Consider the following 18,720-nt stretch of genomic DNA (forward strand, 5'->3'; position numbering starts at 1 on the left):
CAAACTAAATTTTAAACAAATTGTTTGACATTGCTGATAATTTGAAAAAAGTGTATTATTTCGCGGACGAACTGAGGGGGCGGACAAAAAGAACGCTGAAGAGCGAGAAAAGAAGCTGGTTCAAAAGAAAAATGACGCCGATCCAAGCGAAGATGGACGCCGTTTCCAGATAAAGCTTGCTGAAGAAGATTTTTCCGCCGATGGAGGCGGATTTTTGGGCGAGCAGTTCGGCCGAGACGAGAAGTTTCAGATTGAGCGTAGCGGTCGCGGGAAACTGGGCGGAAAACCGGTGGAAAATGCCCGGAAGATCCACGAAACGGATCCGTTGCCAGCCCGTTATCCGGTAGACCCGGCAAATGTCTCCGATTTCCAGTTCATTGACATCGAGGGCGTCGAGAAAGCCGCCGCAGAGAATCGGAATCAGGACGGCCGCCGAAATCGTGAAAGGTACCAGGGCCGCGTCACCCCATATCATGACGAGAATGATCAGAATTACGGAAGGGGTAGCGTTGACGAGAGAAAAAATCGGGGAAAGCAAGCCCCGGACAGATTTGCTGCGGACCGCGCAGAGGGAGAGCGCAAGCGCCGCGAGCAGCGAAAAGGAAAAAGACAGAATCAGATCCCGCAGCGTACGGAAAATCACGGGCCGGTCGTCGCGGCAAATCACGAGGAACGCGCGGAAAACCGGGCCGATTCCCGGAAAAATCAGGGGATTTCCCGCCAGACGGGCCGCGCCTTCCCACAACAAGAGTAAAATCGCATATTTCAAAACCTTACTGGTCGGCGTCAACAAAAATTTTCTCATTGGGAAGCCTTCCTCCGAGGGTTTTGAGGTCCCACGCGCCCAATTTTTCAAAATACAGCCTGTAAGGCGTCCGGACCTCGCTTCCCGTCACAAAGCGGATATTGGACCGCCGCAGGGAATCGGCGTCAATCTGTCGGAAGGGGTTCGGCAGCGACGCCGCCGCATAAAAAGACGCCATCCTGTCCCGGACGGTCTCCGCCGGGAGCGCCGCGAGGCTTCCGCCCGCTTCGGCGAGAACCTCGGCAAAGGCCTTGACAAAGGCTTTGTTTTCCAAATAAAAACTTTCCTTCACAACGAGGGTCGATTGCGGATATCCCATGGAATCTCCGGTCATTTGCTTCCATTCTTCGTTGAGATCAAAGAGAATTTTCAGGGGAAGCCGCGTATTTCCGGCAAGCAAATTCGTCACGGCAGGCTCCGGCAGCAAAAGGCAGGGTTTGATTTCCCTGTCGTTTTTTTGTCCGGCCATCCAGGCCGCCACGATTTCTTCGGCGTTGGAAAAGTACTTCAGCTGGAAATCCCCGTCGGGATCGAGGCCCTTTTCTTTCAAAATGAGACGGAAGGTAATGTCGGGCGTCAGTCCCTTTCCCATGGCGTAGATTTGCCGCCCTTTGAGATCGGACCATGTCCCGGCGTCCAGGGTTCCCAACAAATAAAAAGCGCCCCAACCGACGCCGCCGAGGATCTTGTAGGCCTTTGTCCGCTCATACAGCAAGGCCGCCATATTGGAAGGCACAATGGCCAGATCCGGCGTCTGCCGGAGGAGTCGGGTCATGAGCTCGTCGGGCAGGGCGGTCAGCGCGCAAGAGACGGTTTTCCCCGCCAGCGTAAACGTCAGGGCGTCCCTGTCCGGAGCGGCTTCGGCGGCCAGTTTCGCCAGCGCGAGAGACGGCAGGCCCGCCGGAAAGATAAAGCGGACGTCCTCTTTGGGAAAAAGAGCGTCTCCCATCAAAAGAAAACAGGACAACAGCAGAAGCCAAAATTTTTTGCTCATTTCAACCCTCCCCGGGACAGGATCGGCAACAGGGAATTCTGATCAATTCTTCCGGTAAAATTTGTTCAGGTTCTTTTTGCCGTCCTTGCCGTTCACCATGAATTTGATCTTGTTGATCTCGGGCAGTTCGGCCACCGAATTGACGAGCGACGTGATGATCAAGGCGTTTTGCGGGGTTTCCGCCTCCAGCTCGCTGACCGAGAGGTTGAAATCCACATAAACCGTATTGTCTTCGGTAATATAACAATTGAGCGGGATGATCTTGCCGGCCGGGACAAAGCCCTTTGCCGCCAGGACCTCAAGATCCTTGGCCACAATGGCGCGGATCCTGTCCCGCTTGGATTCGCTCTGACCGATCTCCGCTTCCTCCCGCGTCAGGGACTTCCCGTCGGCGGCCGGAGACCAGACCGTGATTTTCTCCGTCTTTGTCACGATCTCTTTTTTCGCGATGGCCTTGATGGAGCGGATATCTCCCGCCTTGCGGCTCGAGAGATACACGAAACCCGTCGCCACAAAGAGCAGCCACACGATGATATAAAACGTCAGTTTTTTAAAATGCCTTCCCAGCATGGATCCCCCTGCCGCGGAACTATTCAAAGAATGCCCGCACCTGGGCCGCCACGGCTTTCGCCACGGCCCTTTGGTTTTTATTGTTGAGGAGTTGTTTCAGATCCTGCCCGTTGGTGATGTAGCCCAGTTCCAGAAGGACCCCCGGTCCGTCGAAGCCCCGGAGCACCGCGAAATTTGCCCCGTGTATCCCTCTGTTGGGGAGCCGGAGCGAACGGGCGATGGCTTCCACCGTGGGGTTCGCGAACTGAACGGATTTCTCCTGGTTTTTCTTGTAAGCCAGAGAGCCCATGATCTGCTTGATCTCGCTGTCCTTCTTGCCGCCGTACTCACTGAAGCTGTTTTCAAAAGCCGCGATTTTGGCCGCGTAAGCCGAGGGCTTTTCCGTCGAAAAATAGTAGATTTCCGAGCCTGAAGCCTCCGAGCGGTTGGGCGCGGCGTTGATGTGGACGCTGATGAAAAAGTCCGTCTTGATCCGGTTTGCCATGGCGGGCCGTTCCGAAAGCGGAATAAACACGTCGCTGTCCCTGGTCATAATGACCTTGAAATCCTCCGAAAGCTCCGCCCGCAGGTATTTGGCCACCGCGAGGGCAATATCCTTTTCCTCGTGGGCCTTGTTTTTGCTGACGGCGCCGGAGTCTTTGCCGCCGTGTCCGGCGTCAATGGCGATCGTATACTGCTTGCGGCCGTTGTCGAGGGTGATGACGGTACCTTTGCCGCGCTGGGAGACCTCATAGGTCACGTCTTTGGCGAGCGTCACAAAAACCCCCACCGATGAGCCGTGATCCACGACCTGGATGTCGTCATAATATTTGCTTTTGCCTCCCCCTGCCTTTACTTTGGGCGCGAGGTTCGTTTTGGGATATTCGAGATAGAGCAGGCGGGTAAATTTGTCGTATTCCACCTTGGGCTTCCGGATATCACCTTTTTTCTCGTCAAATTCCACCGCGACCTTGCTTCTTGAGACCTTGACCGCCGAAATGGTGCCGGCCTGGCACAAGAAAGCAAAGAAAACAAACACAAAGCAAATCCAACGTTTTTTCATATTCACCCCGCGATCATTCGCAAATCAGGCATCAGATCCGTTATCGTCCGTTTTGTCCTCCACGATTTCCGCTTCTTCAATGGCTTCAGCGGCTTTGGCCGGCGCTTCCTTTACCGCAGGCGCCTCTTTTTCGGCGCTTTTTTTACCGAAAAGCCCGCCGAAGAGCGAGGTCTTCTCTTTCTTTTCCGGCGCCGCTCTGAATGTGTTCTCGTCGACGGCGAACTGGATCCCCTCTTTGAGGATTTTGACCTGAACGCCGTTGCTGATCTTGATGTAGGCGAAGCGGTCGTCGATCTTCACGACTTTTCCGAAAATGCCGGATTTCATCATGATTTCCTGTCCCGGTTTGATGGCTTCCAGTTTTTCCTTTTCCTTCTTTTCTTTTTTCTTGCCGGACATGACCGAGAAAATGAGAAATACGCCCATCACCATAATGATAGGCATCATTGAGAATCCGCCCTGTCCACCCTGTAATAACGACATGTATGTCCTCCTTTTGTATGCGCGTCCCGAGCCTCTTTCAAGGCGGGAGAACGTCTGTTCCGATAAATTTCCACAGTTTAGTATACCATATCCGCGAGCATTTTACAATTGCAAATCCCTTTCCCTAGGAAAAGAAATTTTTGATCTTGTCCTTCCAGGTTTCTTTCTTGTAATTTTTTTCGCTCAGGCAGGCGTCAAACTCCTTGAGTTTCTTTTTTTGTTCCTCGGTCAATTCCACAGGCGTTTCGATAATAACTTCGATGATCTCGTCCCCCGCGACGCCCGAGCGCTCGGGCGTAATCCCCTCGCCCCGGAGCTTGAATTTTTTGCCGGTCTGGGTTCCCGCGGGGATTTTCACGTTCCGGGTCCCGTTCAGTACCGGAACTTCCACTTCGCCGCCGAGGACAGCGGTCGCGTAGGAAATGGGAATCTGGCAGAAAATGTCGTTTTCCACGCGCTCGAAGATCTTGTGCTTCTTGACTCGCACGAAGATATAGAGATCCCCGTTGGGGCCTCCGTGTTCGCTGGCTTCGCCCATGTCCCGGATCAAAAGCCGCTGCCCCGACTGGATGCCTGCGGGGATGTGCCGCTTGATCTCGGTATTCTCGACCTTTGTGCCGCTTCCGCCGCAGCTCGCGCATTTTTTCTCATAGATCTTGCCGCTGCCGTGACACTGGTCGCACTCGCCTTCCTGGGCGATCTGCCCGAATATGGTCCGCTGTACGGTCCGGATCCTGCCGGTTCCGCCGCACTTGGGACAGGTCTTGGCCGGAGAGGAGGGATCGCCCCCTGTTCCGCCGCAGACCGGACATTTGACTTTCCTGCGGTAGCGGATCGTCTTGTCGACGCCGAAAGCCGCTTCTTCCAGCGTAATTTCAATCTGATAGGTCAGATCCTCGCCGGGCTCGGCGTAGCTGCCCTGACTCCGGCCGAATCCGCCGAAATTCCCGAATCCGCCGAAGCCCCTGCCGCCGAAAACGCTGGCGAAAATATCGTCGATATTGATATCGCCGAATCCGCCCGCTCCCGGCCCGCCCTGGCGGAAGGCGTCATGGCCGAATCTGTCATATTGCGCTTTCTTTTCGGGATCGGAGAGGACGCTGTACGCTTCGTTGATCTCTTTGAATTTTTCCTCGGCTTCCTTCTTCTTGCTTTCCTCAGCGCTGCCGAACTTGTCGGGATGCCACTGGAGCGCGAGTTTTTTGTAGGCGTTTTTGAGCTCATCGGCCGAAGCATTTTTTTCTACGCCCAGCACTTCGTAATAATCTCTCTTCTCCATTTTTCCTCCATCATTTCATCCTCGGCCGGTCCATGGGGGCCGCCGTTTTTTCTATGGTACAGACGAATCAGGGCGGCCCCTTGGGGCTGCCCTGTAGGGTAAATCTTTAATCTACGATTTCCGCGTCGTCGACGTCGTTGGCCTTGTCGGCGCTCGTCCCGCCGGAAGCCTGCTGCTGACCGGGTCCGCTCTGGGGACCCTGGGCGCCCTGGGCGTTTTTCCCGGCCTCTTTGTATACTTCCTCGGCCAGCTTGTGGGCGGCTGTGGAGAGCGCCTCGATGGCGCTGTCAATGTCCGCTTTGTTCTCGCTGTCCTTGACGGACTTCAGTTTTTCCAGGGCCTCTTCGATTTTCTTCTTTTCGGTATCCAATACTTTGTCGCCGTAATCCTTCAGGGATTTTTCCGTCGTGCTGATCAGCATGTCGGCCTTGTTTCTCGTCTCGATAAGTTCCTTGAATTTTTTGTCCTCCGCCTCGTGGGCCTGAGCTTCCTTCGTCATGCGCTCGATATCTTCCTTGGAAAGATTGGAAGAATTGGAGATCGTGACGTTGTTTTCCTTCCCTGTACCGAGGTCTTTGGCTGAAACATGCACAATGCCGTTGGAGTCAATGTCGAAGGTGACCTCGATCTGCGGTACGCCTCTGGGGGCCGCGGGAATGCCGTCAAGGTTGAATTCGCCAAGTTTTACGTTGTCGCCTGCTTTGGCCCGTTCGCCCTGCAGGACGTTAATCGTAACCGCGGGCTGATTGTCCACGGCCGTCGAAAATACCTGGGATTTCTTAACGGGAATTGTCGTGTTTTTCTCGATGATCTTTGTGCAGACGCCGCCCAGAGTCTCGATCCCCAGCGAAAGGGGCGTTACGTCAAGGAGCAGCACGTCTTTGACGTCTCCGGCCAGTACGCCGCCCTGGATGGCCGCGCCCGCCGCTACGACCTCATCGGGGTTGATGCTCTTGTTGGGAACTTTTCCGAAGAAGGATTCCACCCATTCCTGCACGGAGGGCATCCGAGTGGAGCCGCCCACCAGCAGGACTTCGTCGATCTGGTTCGGCGAAAGTCCGGCGTCCTTGAGGGCCGTCTTTGTGGGTTCGTGGGTCGCTTCGACCAAATGCTTTGTCAGATCGTCAAATTTTGCCCGGGTCAGCTTCATTTCCAGATGCTTGGGCCCGTTGGCGTCCATGGTGATAAACGGCAGGGAAATGGTCGTTTCCAGCATGGACGAAAGCTCTTTTTTCGCCTTTTCGGACGCGTCTTTCAGCCGCTGATAAGCCATTTTGTCGTTGGACAGGTCAATGCCGTAGTCTTTTTTGAATTCGGCCACCATCCATTTGATGACTTCGTTGTCGAAATCGTCTCCGCCGAGGTGGTTGTTGCCCGCCGTGGAGATGACCTCGATGAGGCCCGCGGAGATTTCCAGCACCGATACGTCGAATGTGCCGCCGCCCAAGTCGAAGACGAGAACTTTCTCGTCCTTTTTCTTTTCGAGTCCGTAGGCCAGGGCCGCCGCCGTGGGTTCGTTGATGATCCGCTTTACGTCAAGGCCCGCGATGGTCCCGGCGTCTTTGGTGGCTTGCCGCTGGGAATCTGTAAAGTACGCGGGTACCGTAATTACCGCTTCTTTGACTTCTTCGCCCAGATAGGCCTCGGCGTCCTTCTTCAGCTTTTTCAGCGTCATGGACGAGATTTCCTGGGGCGTGTAGTCTTTGCCGTAGATTTTTACTTTGTAGTCGGAGCCCATATGGGTTTTGATGGAGCTCACCGTCGAGGTGGGATTTGTGATGGCCTGTCGTTTGGCGATCTCCCCGACCACGATCTCCCCGTTTTCCTTGATATTCACAACGGAGGGCGTCGTCCGCGCTCCCTCGGCGTTAGGGATAATGGTGACGTTGCCTCCTTCCATAATCGCTACGCATGAATTCGTTGTACCCAAGTCAATTCCTATAATTTTGCTCATTTTCTTTTACCTCCTGGTCTCTATATCACATAATTATCTAACTTAAACAATATTTTTCCCTACCCCTTCTTACACACCTTTACCATGGCGGGGCGGATGACCTTCCCCTTCATCGTATAGCCCTTCTGCAGTTCCTGGATAACGGCGTCGTCGGGGAAATCGGGGTTGTCCTCGACCATTACGGCGTGGTGATAGACGGGATCGTAGGGTTTGCCGACAGTTTCGATGGGCTCGACCCCTTCGGACTGCATGATGCCGTTGAGATTCGTGAGGATCATGTCGACGCCCTTTAGCAGTCCCTCAAAGTCTTTGGCGCTCTCCGAGGCTTCCATAGCCCTGTGGAGGTTGTCAACGCCGTCAAGGAGTTTCGTGATGATCTTTTCCGAGGCGAATTTCCGCAGCTCATCCAATTCTTTTTCCTTGCGTTTCGTGAAGTTCTGGAATTCCGCCTGTTTTCTTAAATACGCGCCTTTCCATTCTTCCACTTCCGCCTTGAGACGCCCCTCAATCTCTTCGGGCGTGGGCTCCGGCGGCAGATCGGCCGCCTTGTCTCCGGCGGCTTCTTTTTCCGCCCGCTCCAGCGCTTCCTGCTTTTCCCGGATCTCCCGCTCAAGGATATCGTTCAGCGCCGATCCGTCTTTGGCCTCTTCCGCCGGCTTTTCCTCCGGCGCCTGCCGCCCGCTTTCGGCGTCTTCCGGCCCCTCGATGGGGATTTCTACGCCGCCGCCGGCCATCTCCGCCTGTGTTTCCAACTCATTCCGTTCTTTTTCCGACATGGTTTTCCTCTCTTTATTATTGATTATTTTTATTCTTTGCTCATTCGATGGCGCCCTCGACGCTCTCAATACTTTTTTCCATATCCGTAATGACTTTGTTGACTTCCTTCGTCACGTGCTTGATGAGGCCCATGGTCTTGGAATAGGGCATTCGCTTGGGCCCGATCACCCCCAGTATTCCCTGGGCGTTGCCGATCCGGTATACGGAATAGACGAAGCTGAAATCCTCAAGGCCCTTGATGCCCAACTCTTCGCCGAAAATCACGTCCACACCGCCGTTTTCGGTTTTACGGTTGCGGACGGCCTCCTCAAAGATCTGGGTCACGTCGCCGCGGTGATTGAAAAATTCAATGACGTCGGAAACCTCGCTGACATTTTTGTCCTTGAAGATCCCCGGGACGTTGTGCACGAAGAATTTGCCCTCGGCGTCTTCCATATCTCCGCCCCGGCTTGCGCCGCCGTCCTCGTCGATGATGCTCTCATAGTGGCTCGCGAGAATGAAGCGTTCGACTTCCGTTGCGGACAGATTGCCCTTGCCGAGCTCTCCCGCCAGCTTTTCGCCGATGACGGCCAGTTCCTCGCGGTCAATGGGATTGGCCAGCGTGATCGTCTTCGTCCGGATATTCCTGCTGTCCCGGATGATGACGGCCGCCACCGTGTGGGCGTCGACATGGATCAATTCCACCCGCCGGACCCTGTCCACATAAGCGCTGGGTTCCACTACGATCCCCGCGAAATTTGTGAGCTTGGAAAGGAGCGTCGACGTTTTTTTCAAAACAATATCCAGCTCGCCGATCCGCTGCTCATAGGCCAGTTCGATGTTGGCTTTTTCCTCCTGGGTGATCTTTTCGATCTTCAAAAGCTCGCTCAAATAATATTTGTAGCCCTTGTCCGTGGGGATCCTGCCCGAAGAAGTATGGGTCTTCTCAATGTAGCCCAGATCCTCGAGGTCCGCCATCACGTTACGGATCGTGGCGGAAGACAGGTCTATCCCGTATTTTTTGACCAGGGTGCGCGAGCCGATCGTGTCCCCGTACGTCAGATAGTAGTTGATGATCGCGTTTAAGACCAGTTTTTCCCTATCGGTAATTGACATATTCCACCGCCTTTTGTTAGCACTCATTTACATAGAGTGCTAATCTTCTTACATAATACTTTCTTTTTCCGCATTTGTCAAGCATTTTCGTAAAAATTTTTAAATTTTCTCCGCCGCCGGTTTTCAAAGTCGGATTTTTGTGATAAAATAGGCTGTACCGGATATTATTGAGGGGGAAGATCGCGCGATGAAAGTCAAAAAAGCCGTAATACCCGCGGCGGGTCTGGGAACGAGAGTCCTGCCCGCCACAAAGGCCCAGCCCAAGGAAATGCTGGTGATTGTGGACAAGCCTTCGTTGCAGTATATCGTGGAGGAGCTCGTGGACTCCGGCATCGAGGACATTATCATTATCACGGGACGAAACAAGAAATCCATCGAGGACCATTTCGACTATTCCTACGAGATCGAGGAGACGTTGAAGCGGGAAAACAAGCTGGAGCTTCTTGAAAAGATCACTTATCTTTCGAGTATGGCCAATATTTTTTACGTGCGGCAGAACCATCCGCTGGGGCTCGGCCACGCGGTATTGAAGGCAAAGCCCTTTATCGGCGACGAACCCTTTGTCGTGGCCCTCGGGGACGATATCATCCGGAATCCCGGCGAGCCCGTGGCAAAGCAGCTGATCGGCGTCTATGAAAAATACGGCTGCTCCGTCGTCGGCTGCCAGGAGGTTGAAGAGGAGAATGTGTCAAAGTACGGCATCGTAAAACCCGTGACGCCGCTGGACGCCCGGACGTACAGGATTTGTGATTTTGTGGAAAAACCGGCGACAACGGACGCGCCCTCACGCCTCGCCTGCCTCGGCAGGTACCTGCTGACGGGCAAAATCTTCGATTATCTCGAAAAGGGCAGGATCGGGGCCGGTGGCGAAATCCAACTGACCGACGCCATCGTGGATATGCTCCGGGATGGCGAAGAGGTGGTATCTTACAACTTCCAGGGAAAACGATATGACATCGGGAACAAAATCGGATTGCTGAAGGCAAACATCGAATTCGGGCTGTTTAACCCCGAAACCGGCGAAGAGCTGAAGGCTTATCTCAATGGCGAACTGAAAACATTTTTGGAAAAAATACAATAAGATTTCAGGAACTCCTTCAATTTTTGAGGGAGTTTTTTACGAGGTTTTATCCGCAATAGAAAAACAAATGCCATTTTTTGTATGCTATAAACGGATTTCGAAAAAAAATAAAAAAATTTTATGGCCTTGAAACATAGATAAACAGCCTGATTTGAATTTTTTTTGTCCAAAAAATCCAATTGTGGCGAAAAGTTCTTTTGCTTTTTGTCACAATTGCCTATATACTATAGGTAAAGCAAAAGTCAATTTCAATTGCCCGAAGGGAGGAAAAATGGATAAAGACAAAAAAAAGCAATCCGACGAATTTTTTTGCGTCACGGACAGCGCGCAAAAACAAAAACTCCTCCTTCGCTTGAAAAGAATTGAAGGGCAAATCCGTGGCGTCATCCATATGATCGAAGAAGACCGGCACTGCGACGACGTCCTGAATCAGATTGCCTCGGTGAAGGCGGCCCTCAACGGCGTCAGCAAGGTAATCCTGGAGACGCACATTTCAAACCATCTGCTGGCCGAAATCAAAAACGGCGGCAAGGAAGATAAAATTCTGAGCGATTTTTTATACACATTGAACAAATTGCTCTGATCCCGACAAGCCATTCCTGATATTGATTCATAGTAATGTAACGCTTTTGAAAAGGAGGTATGAATGAAGAAGATTTTAGTAATCGATGACGAATGGAAAATCAGAAAACTGATCAAAGACTATCTCACGCGGGAAGAGTACAGTGTCGATGAAGGGGAAGACGGGGAAAAGGGACTGGAATTATTTTTCAAGAAGAAGTATGATCTGGTGATTTTGGACATCATGATGCCCAAAATAGACGGCTGGAGCGTCTGCCGGAAAATCCGGGAGGAATCCCAGGCGCCGATCATCATGCTGTCGGCCAGATCCGACGAGAGCGATCAGCTCTTCGGCTTTGAGTTGCAGACCGACGACTACATCGTCAAGCCTTTCAACCCCAAGCTCCTGGTGGCCAAGGTCAAGGCCCTGCTGCGGCGGGACGGGAAGACGGACAACAACGTCAACCTCGACGTGGGCGACATCAAGCTCGACAGTTCCAAACGGGAAGTGCGGCTGCGGGACAAGATTCTGGAACTCACGCCCAAAGAATACGACCTGTTGTATTTCTTTATTGAAAACAACGGCATCGCCCTTTCCCGGGAAAAGATCCTCAACTCCGTCTGGGGCTGGGATTACTACGGAGATCTGCGGACTGTGGACACGCACATCAAACGACTCCGCCGCAAGATCGGCGAGGAATATGTGCAGACGGTCCGGGGATTCGGCTACAAATTTGAAGTCAAGAGCAACGACTGACAAAAGGCCTGCTAAAATATCGGTAACTTGAGGGGTCCTTTATGAAACTACGCTGGAAACTATTTTCCATCATCCTCGGCACGGTGGGATTTATTTTGCTGGGGATCCTGGTCGTAAATTCCGTATATCTCGAACGCTTCTTCGTCCGGGAGCAAAAGGAAAAACTGCTGGAAATCGGGCGGGTCCTGACGGATCCCGCCTATGTGGTGGATCTGCAAAATATCGAAATGCACTCCAACGTCTCCATTTCCATCAAAAAGCTCGAAATGCTCAACCAGTTTGAAAAGAGCTCCATGATGAGCCGGAGCGAAATTGACGACATTTCCGGGCTCCTGAAACAGGGCAAGATGATCTTCAGCGAAGTGCGCTTTCTCGATTATCGCGGGAAGAGCCTGATTTTGTTTATCCCTTACCGGGAAGATATGTATTTTGAGATCCTGAGTCCGCTCAACTTCCTTGAGGAAGGCGCCGGCGCCTCCACGAAATACAATGTGCGCCTCGTGGTCGTGATCTTTATTTTCGGCTGCCTCGCGTCCTTCGTCTTCGCGAAAAAGATTTCCCAGCCCCTTGTGGAGCTGAAAAACATCGCCAACAACATCTCGCGTTCCGATTTCAGCCAGAAATTTGAGTACGGCAGCAGGGACGAGGTGGGGCAACTGGGCATTTCCATCAACAAAATGGCCGAAGAGTTGGAGAACAACATCACGGAAATCAACAACAAAAACCTCATGCTCGAAAAAGAAGTCGAACACGAGAAACGTCTTGAAAAAATGCGCAAGGAATTTATCGCCAACGTGAGCCATGAACTCAAAACGCCCATTGCCATTATCCAGGGCTATGCCCAGGGGCTGGCCGAAGGCGTCGTGGCCGCCGAAGACATGGATTTTTACACGAGCACGATCATGGAAGAAAGCGTCAAGATGAACAACCTTGTGCAGGAGCTCCTGCTCGTTTCCAAGATGGAGTCCAGCCGCATGGAATTCAACCGGCGGCATATGGACTACTATCCGACGATACAGGATTTCATCCGAAAATTCTCCCGGGACAACAAAAAAATCTATTACGCGGGTCCCGGCGAAATCCGGGTCGTCTGCGACGACAAATTCATCGACCGGGTCATGAATAATTTTATCGTCAACGCGCTCAAATACTCGACGGAGAACAGCGATATCGGCATAGAGGTCACTGAGGAAGCGGAAGATTTCAAGATCGCGGTCAAAAACGAGACGGACCGGCTGAATCCCGAGGACCTCGGCGACATCTGGATCCCCTTTTACCGCAAAGACGCCGCGAGAGACAGGGACGGCCACGGATTGGGGCTTTCCATCGTAAAGGGCATCCTCGAAAACCACAAATGCCCCTACGGAACGGAAATGAAGGATAAAGTCGTGAGCTTCTGGTTCAAGCTCCCCAAGGCTGTGGAACCGCCCGATGACGAAGATGACGACGAATTTGACGAGGGGGAAGACGCGTGAAAGAGCAAGCGACGGAAGCGCGGATCAAAGAGCTGATCGAAAAATGCCTTGAGATACGAAAAAACGCCTATGCGCCTTATTCGGGCTTTGCCGTGGGGGCAGTGCTCGTAGATCACGCGGGCAGAGAGTTTTCCGGGGTAAACGTCGAAAACGCCTCCTTCGGCCTGACGGTCTGCGCCGAGCGAAACGCCGTGGCGGCCGCCGTGGCAGGCGGCATGAAACAGATCAAGCTTCTCTGCGTCGCGGCCGACGCGCCCGCTCCGGTCACGCCCTGCGGGGCCTGCCGACAGGTGATCGCCGAATTTGCGGACGAAGACGCCGTCATCATCGCGGCAAACTTAGATAAAAACTATAAACTTTATAAGGTTTCGGATTTGCTCCCCGAGGGCTTCAAGCTGAAACCATGAGCATTCCCATGATATGAAAATCCCTGATAGCGGCATCCATTGGGGATTTTTTACTGACAGTGAGGTGACGATACTTGAGACACAATCCGATCAAATTGACGGGAGACTGGAACGAGGGCTACGCCCTGGATTACAACGCGAAAAAAATCACGTACACGGGAACGAACATTTTCGGTTATCCCAAGCTCATCTATGACTATACGGAGATCGGCAAACTGCTCTATGAAATGAAAGAATTTGACGATGACGACAAATGCGTGCGTCTGGCGGAGATCATGGCCGACTTCATCAAAAACCACTGGGGGATCAGGGACCGGATCGACGGGATCATCGTCGCGCCGACTTCGACGGATATGCCCAATTCGCCGCTCTACAAGCTGGCAAAACGGATCGGCAGTCTCGTGGACAGACCGGTCTCCCTGCATTTTTTCGCGAAGCTCTCGGTACGGGAGATCAAAGCCCTCGATACCGAAGAAAAAATGGATATTTTCAAGAATAACATGAAAAAAATGAAAAAACTGCAAACCCGGGGAAACATCCTCATCCTCGACGACTTTTACAACACGGGGACAACCATGCGGAGCATCGCGGGACTCATGCGGGAGGACATCAATCTGGACGCCCTCTACGTGCTGACCGCCGTGCTCAACAAAAAAATCGACTGAGGAGGTTATCATGATTTACGACGAAATCCGGCGCCTTGACCGCTACCGGGGGATCCACCCGAATCTTGACACGGCCATTGACGCCATTTTACACGGGGTACTGGATACCCGCAAAAAGGGGCGAAACGTCATTGACGGCGATCTGGTCTATTTCAGCTACCCCGGCGACATGCGCTCAAAGCCCGTGGAGGAGGCCAAAATCGAGGGACATCGGATCTGCGCCGACATCCATATGCTCTTTGCCGACGAGGAAATCCTCGGCTATACGCCGGCGGGAAACGTCCGGGAGAAAAGCTATACGGAAAAATTCGACTTCGCGGAGTACGAGGGGGTCTGCGATACCTTCGTCGCCCTCAGGCCCGGGATGTTTGTGATTTTCTTTCCCGGGGAGCCCCACCAGCCCCTGATCACCCGCGGCGAGCCCCGGGCGGTCGACAAGGTCATCTTCAAAGTCAATCTCGCGGCAACGAAGGGAGAGGACAATCTTTGACCGGAAACGGCTGAAAAATAATCCGGATTTTACTTGAAGAATCTGAAGAAATGCTGTACACTTATACTGGAGAAGTTTTTTTGTAAGGGGGAGTTTTTTTTGAAAAAAACAAAAATCGTCTGCACGATCGGACCTGCGTCGGATTCCAAAGAAACCATGCGGGAAATGCTCAGGGCCGGCATGAATATGATGCGGCTCAATTTTTCCCACGGCAGTTATGAAGAACACGGCGAACGGATCAAGGCCTTCCGGGAAGTAAAGAAGGAACTGGGGATCCGGGCCGCAATTATGCTGGACAACAAAGGACCCGAAATCCGGACCATGACCCTCGAGGGGGGCCGGGACGTCCGGATTGTGGCGGGACAGGAATTTATCATTACGACGGACAAAACCCTCGTGGGCAACAGTCAGAAAGTTGCGGTCACCTATGAGGGCTTCGCCCGGGATCTGAAACTGCACGATACGATCCTCATCGACGACGGGCTGCTGGAATTTACCGTGACGGAAATCGGCGACGCCGAAGTCAAATGTATCGCCCGCAACGACGGGGATTTAGGCGAACACAAGGGCGTCAACCTGCCCAATATTTCAGTCAATCTGCCGGCTCTGTCCGAAAAAGACGTCAGGGACCTTGTTTTCGGTTGTCAACAGGGCGTCGACTATATCGCCGCTTCTTTCATCCGCAAGGCTTCAGACGTGCTGGCCGTGCGCAAGGTACTGGAAGCCAACGGCGGCGAGGACATCCGGATTATCGCCAAAATCGAAAACCAGGAGGGCCTCGACAATTTTGACGAGATCCTCAACGCGTCTGACGGCGTCATGGTGGCCCGGGGAGACCTCGGCGTGGAAATCCCGCTGGAGGATGTGCCCTTTGCCCAGAAAATGATGATCGCCCAATGCAACCGGGCCGGTAAAATCGTGATTACCGCGACGCAAATGCTCGATTCCATGATCCACAACCCCCGACCCACCCGGGCCGAGGTCAATGACGTCACCAACGCCATATTGGACGGGACCGACGCCGTGATGCTCTCGGGGGAGAGCGCCAAGGGCAGCTACCCCGTGGAGGCCGTTCGCGTCATGGGGAAGATCGCGGAAAAAACAGATCCCCTGATCCGGGATAAAGTCGTCAAAGACGACGAGGCGACCATTACCTCGGCCATAGCCCGGGGCGCGGCCGATGTGGCGGAAACCCTCGGCGCCAAGGTCATCGCCGTGGCGACCCAGTCGGGACGGGCGGCCATGGAAATGCGGGAATACTGCCCCAAGGCCACGATCCTCGCGATCACGAACCGCGAAAAAACAGCCAACCAGCTGATGGTGGCCCGCGGCGTCGTCCCTTGGCTCGATCCCAACCCCGAGACGCTCAAGTCCTTCTTCGAGCTGTCGGAAACGACGGCCAAAAAACTCAAGCTGGCCGAAATCGGCGACATTATTGTGGCCATCTGCGGCGAGAGCGTATTCAAGCCCGGTACGACAAACTCGATCAAGATCATGCAAATCAAATAGTGTGTAGTGCTTTCAAATAATATAATCATGGAGGGATGTTATGGCAAAAATAGCGGATATTATTGCAAGAGAAATTCTGGATTCCCGAGGAAACCCGACCGTGGAAGTCGACGTATTCCTCGATGACGGCGCATTCGGACGGGCGGCGGTGCCCTCGGGCGCTTCGACAGGGGCCTATGAGGCCGTGGAGCTCAGGGACGGCGACAAGAAGCGCTATCTCGGAAAAGGCGTCCTGACCGCCGTCAAAAATGTCAACACAAAAATCAAAGAGGCCCTGATCGGATTCGAGGCCTCGGACCAGGCCGAAATCGACGGCACCATGATCAAGCTCGACGGAACCCCAAACAAGGGAAAATTGGGCGCCAACGCCATCCTGGGCGTTTCCCTGGCCGTAGCCAAAGCGGCCGCGCAGTCGGCCTTCCTGCCGCTCTACAAGTATCTGGGCGGGGCTAACGCCAAGGAACTGCCGCTTCCGATGATGAACATCCTCAACGGCGGGGCCCACGCCGATTCCGCCGTGGACGTGCAGGAGTTCATGATTCAGCCCGTGGGCGCAAAGACCTTCAAGGAAGCCATGCAAATGGGTTGTGAGGTCTTCCAGCATCTGGGCAAACTGCTCAAGGCCAACGGAGACTCCACCAACGTCGGAAACGAGGGCGGATACGCGCCCAGCAAAGTAAAAGGGACGGAGGGCGTGTTGGACCTCATGACCGAAGCCATCGAAAAAGCGGGATACAAGCCGGGCGTGGACATCACCTTCGCCATAGACGCCGCTTCTTCGGAATTCTGCACAAAAACAGGAGAGAAATTCATCTACCACTTCAAGCGGGAAGGCAATGTCAAGAGAACGTCCGATGAAATGGTGGAGTGGTACAAAAAATTGGTGGACAAGTATCCGATCAAGTCCATTGAGGACGGCCTTGGCGAGGACGACTGGGAAGGCTGGCAGAAACTGACGGCGGCCATCGGCGACCGGGTGCAGTTGGTGGGCGACGACCTCTTCGTGACGAACACGGAGCGTCTGAAAAAAGGCATCGAACTCAAAGCCGCCAATTCCATCCTGATCAAGCTGAATCAGATCGGCTCCCTGACCGAGACCCTGGACGCCATCGAAATGGCCAAACGGGCGGGCATGACCGCGGTTATATCCCATCGCTCGGGGGAAACGGAGGACGCTACGATCGCGGATGTGGCCGTCGCCACAAACGCGGGCCAGATCAAGACCGGATCCACGTCCCGGACGGATCGCATGGCCAAGTACAACCAGCTGCTGCGCATCGAGGAAGAACTCGGCAGCATGGCGCAATACAAGGGAATCGACGTCTTTTACAACATCAATACGGAAGCCGCCCCCGTGGTCAAGAAAAGAACGAGAGCCAAAAAATAACATTTTTCGGCAAAGGATCCCTTCGGGGATCTTTTGTTTTGGCGAAATCCAGCCGATTTATGTTACAAATGTGTGAGAATTTAAGAAAAAACTTGCATTTTTTCAAAATTTGTTATATGATATAAATGAGAAAACAAAAAAGAATAGATGACGCAAAGTCGAAATATCCTATTAGAGCAACGAAAAGGCGGACACGATGAGAAGAGGGTTGAGGTTTTTTTCCAAATTAAGGCGACAATTCAAAATATTATGTATTTTTTGTTTTATTTCCGCCTTTTTTTGCCTTTTCGGAAAACTGGGTACGGACAGAAAATGGAACCGGATCATCATCGAAAAGGAGAGCGACGGCGACCGGATCGTCGTCTATCCCGAGGACAGGGAGGCCGCGACCCGCAAGAACAGACGGCCCCTTTTTGAGCAGTCCGAAAACGGGAGCGCCCTGTACAAGGACTACCTGAAGAATCTCGAGATCCTCAAGCACTTTACGACCGACCGGGAATTGATCATCGCTGAAAATCTGTCGAACATCGTCAGGGCCATTACGGTTTCCATCGACCAGGACGCCAACATCGTCATCTCCGGAGACAACGCGAAAACCGACGGGGAAAACGGGGAATTCGGCGGGCGCTGGGCGAATTTCGGCCGCTCGGCCCGGGAAGGTTTTCTCGGCGGCGGTCCCGGCGTCACCACCGAACGGGAAGGAGAAAAGCCCGGGCAGATGGAAGAGTTGGAAATCCTTAAAAATTTGCGGAAAAGCCTGACAAATAAGCGCGGCATGAAAAATTAAAAAAAACTGCTTGACGGAAAATTATATTTGTGGTATCATAACTATTGTCCTGAAATTTTGGGGACAAGGACATTAACAACAGAATAGAGAAAGACAAAGCATAACCTGAACGAAACAATAATAAAGGTGTTATTTAACTCAAAGGTCGTGGACCGGAGAGATTTGAGTCGAAAAACTCGTTTTGAACGAAGAGTTTGATCCTGGCTCAGGATAAACGCTGACAGAATGCTTAACACATGCAAGTCAACCGGAAGCAGCCTTCGGGCTGTGGTAGGTGGCGGACGGGTGAGTAACACGTAAAGAACTTGCCCCGCAGACCGGGATAACGCGGTGAAAACTGTGCTAATACCGGATATTATGGAGAGGTCGCATGATCTTTTCATGAAAGCTATACGCACTGCGGGAGAGCTTTGCGCTCCATTAGTTAGTTGGCAGGGTAAAGGCCTACCAAGACCGTGATGGATAGCCGGCCTGAGAGGGTGAACGGCCACAAGGGGACTGAGACACGGCCCTTACTCCTACGGGAGGCAGCAGTGGGGAATATTGGACAATGGACCAAGAGTCTGATCCAGCAATTCTGTGTGCACGAAGAAGTATTTCGG

General features: G+C 53.1%; 19 protein-coding genes and 1 rRNA gene. 11 read left to right on the plus strand and 9 right to left on the minus strand.

Annotation, left to right across the window (positions count from 1 at the left end; all coding sequences use genetic code 11):
* Nucleotides 1-55: 55 nt before the first annotated feature.
* The 9 genes from LBQ97_00820 to hrcA form a co-directional block, all read right to left on the minus strand.
* Nucleotides 56-805: an ABC transporter permease subunit gene (locus tag LBQ97_00820; GenBank protein MDR1831259.1), complete on the minus strand. Its 750-nt coding sequence runs from the start codon at nucleotides 803-805 to the stop codon at nucleotides 56-58.
* Entirely contained in the window at nucleotides 774-1,799 is a 1,026-nt protein-coding gene (locus LBQ97_00825) for a hypothetical protein (protein ID MDR1831260.1), read from the minus strand. Before LBQ97_00825 ends, LBQ97_00820 begins: the two co-directional genes overlap by 32 nt.
* Before the next feature lie 42 nt (nucleotides 1,800-1,841).
* The gene (locus LBQ97_00830) at nucleotides 1,842-2,369 is read right to left on the minus strand and encodes a GerMN domain-containing protein (GenBank protein MDR1831261.1); all 528 of its coding nucleotides are present in this window, start codon (nucleotides 2,367-2,369) and stop codon (nucleotides 1,842-1,844) included.
* A gap of 19 nt (nucleotides 2,370-2,388) precedes the next feature.
* A complete protein-coding gene (locus LBQ97_00835; GenBank protein MDR1831262.1) occupies nucleotides 2,389-3,411 on the minus strand; it encodes an N-acetylmuramoyl-L-alanine amidase in 1,023 nt (340 codons plus the stop codon).
* 24 nt (nucleotides 3,412-3,435) lie between these two features.
* Nucleotides 3,436-3,894, minus strand: coding sequence for a preprotein translocase subunit YajC (gene yajC / locus LBQ97_00840; GenBank protein ID MDR1831263.1), 459 nt, complete (start codon nucleotides 3,892-3,894; stop codon nucleotides 3,436-3,438).
* Between the two features lie 124 nt (nucleotides 3,895-4,018).
* The gene (gene dnaJ, locus LBQ97_00845) at nucleotides 4,019-5,173 is read right to left on the minus strand and encodes a molecular chaperone DnaJ (GenBank protein ID MDR1831264.1); all 1,155 of its coding nucleotides are present in this window, start codon (nucleotides 5,171-5,173) and stop codon (nucleotides 4,019-4,021) included.
* Nucleotides 5,174-5,279: 106 nt separating this feature from the next.
* Nucleotides 5,280-7,127 carry a molecular chaperone DnaK gene (gene dnaK / locus LBQ97_00850; GenBank protein MDR1831265.1) on the minus strand — a complete coding sequence of 616 codons (1,848 nt, stop codon included), beginning with the start codon at nucleotides 7,125-7,127 and terminating at the stop codon, nucleotides 5,280-5,282.
* A 59-nt stretch (nucleotides 7,128-7,186) separates the two neighbouring features.
* Nucleotides 7,187-7,744 (minus strand): nucleotide exchange factor GrpE, encoded by a 558-nt coding sequence (gene grpE / locus LBQ97_00855; protein MDR1831266.1) that lies wholly within the window; start codon nucleotides 7,742-7,744, stop codon nucleotides 7,187-7,189.
* 199 nt (nucleotides 7,745-7,943) lie between these two features.
* Complete coding sequence (gene hrcA, locus LBQ97_00860) at nucleotides 7,944-8,999, minus strand: heat-inducible transcriptional repressor HrcA (protein ID MDR1831267.1); 1,056 nt, start codon at nucleotides 8,997-8,999, stop codon at nucleotides 7,944-7,946.
* 187 nt (nucleotides 9,000-9,186) lie between these two features.
* On the opposite strand from hrcA, the gene galU reads away from it, so the two are divergent.
* From galU to LBQ97_00915, 11 genes are all read left to right on the plus strand, one after another.
* Entirely contained in the window at nucleotides 9,187-10,080 is an 894-nt protein-coding gene (gene galU / locus LBQ97_00865; GenBank protein MDR1831268.1) for a UTP--glucose-1-phosphate uridylyltransferase GalU, read from the plus strand.
* A 271-nt stretch (nucleotides 10,081-10,351) separates the two neighbouring features.
* Nucleotides 10,352-10,663: a metal-sensing transcriptional repressor gene (locus LBQ97_00870; GenBank protein ID MDR1831269.1), complete on the plus strand. Its 312-nt coding sequence runs from the start codon at nucleotides 10,352-10,354 to the stop codon at nucleotides 10,661-10,663.
* A gap of 63 nt (nucleotides 10,664-10,726) precedes the next feature.
* On the plus strand, nucleotides 10,727-11,398 hold the full coding sequence (locus tag LBQ97_00875) for a response regulator transcription factor (GenBank protein MDR1831270.1): 672 nt from the start codon (nucleotides 10,727-10,729) through the stop codon (nucleotides 11,396-11,398).
* A gap of 41 nt (nucleotides 11,399-11,439) precedes the next feature.
* Entirely contained in the window at nucleotides 11,440-12,873 is a 1,434-nt protein-coding gene (locus tag LBQ97_00880; GenBank protein MDR1831271.1) for a HAMP domain-containing histidine kinase, read from the plus strand.
* A complete protein-coding gene (gene cdd, locus LBQ97_00885; GenBank protein MDR1831272.1) occupies nucleotides 12,870-13,280 on the plus strand; it encodes a cytidine deaminase in 411 nt (136 codons plus the stop codon). Before LBQ97_00880 ends, cdd begins: the two co-directional genes overlap by 4 nt.
* A 74-nt stretch (nucleotides 13,281-13,354) precedes the next feature.
* A complete protein-coding gene (locus LBQ97_00890; protein MDR1831273.1) occupies nucleotides 13,355-13,945 on the plus strand; it encodes a ComF family protein in 591 nt (196 codons plus the stop codon).
* A 10-nt stretch (nucleotides 13,946-13,955) separates the two neighbouring features.
* Nucleotides 13,956-14,435 carry a YhcH/YjgK/YiaL family protein gene (locus LBQ97_00895; GenBank protein ID MDR1831274.1) on the plus strand — a complete coding sequence of 160 codons (480 nt, stop codon included), beginning with the start codon at nucleotides 13,956-13,958 and terminating at the stop codon, nucleotides 14,433-14,435.
* Between the two features lie 99 nt (nucleotides 14,436-14,534).
* Nucleotides 14,535-15,944, plus strand: a complete 1,410-nt coding sequence (gene pykF / locus LBQ97_00900; protein ID MDR1831275.1) for a pyruvate kinase PykF — start codon at nucleotides 14,535-14,537, stop codon at nucleotides 15,942-15,944.
* A 40-nt stretch (nucleotides 15,945-15,984) separates the two neighbouring features.
* Nucleotides 15,985-17,331 carry a phosphopyruvate hydratase gene (gene eno, locus LBQ97_00905; GenBank protein ID MDR1831276.1) on the plus strand — a complete coding sequence of 449 codons (1,347 nt, stop codon included), beginning with the start codon at nucleotides 15,985-15,987 and terminating at the stop codon, nucleotides 17,329-17,331.
* Between the two features lie 196 nt (nucleotides 17,332-17,527).
* Nucleotides 17,528-18,118: a hypothetical protein gene (locus LBQ97_00910; protein MDR1831277.1), complete on the plus strand. Its 591-nt coding sequence runs from the start codon at nucleotides 17,528-17,530 to the stop codon at nucleotides 18,116-18,118.
* A 182-nt stretch (nucleotides 18,119-18,300) separates the two neighbouring features.
* Nucleotides 18,301-18,720, plus strand: a 16S ribosomal RNA gene (locus LBQ97_00915); the annotation flags it as partial.

This window comes from Fusobacteriaceae bacterium (assembly GCA_031272775.1).
Taxonomy (GTDB): domain Bacteria; phylum Fusobacteriota; class Fusobacteriia; order Fusobacteriales; family Fusobacteriaceae; genus JAISST01.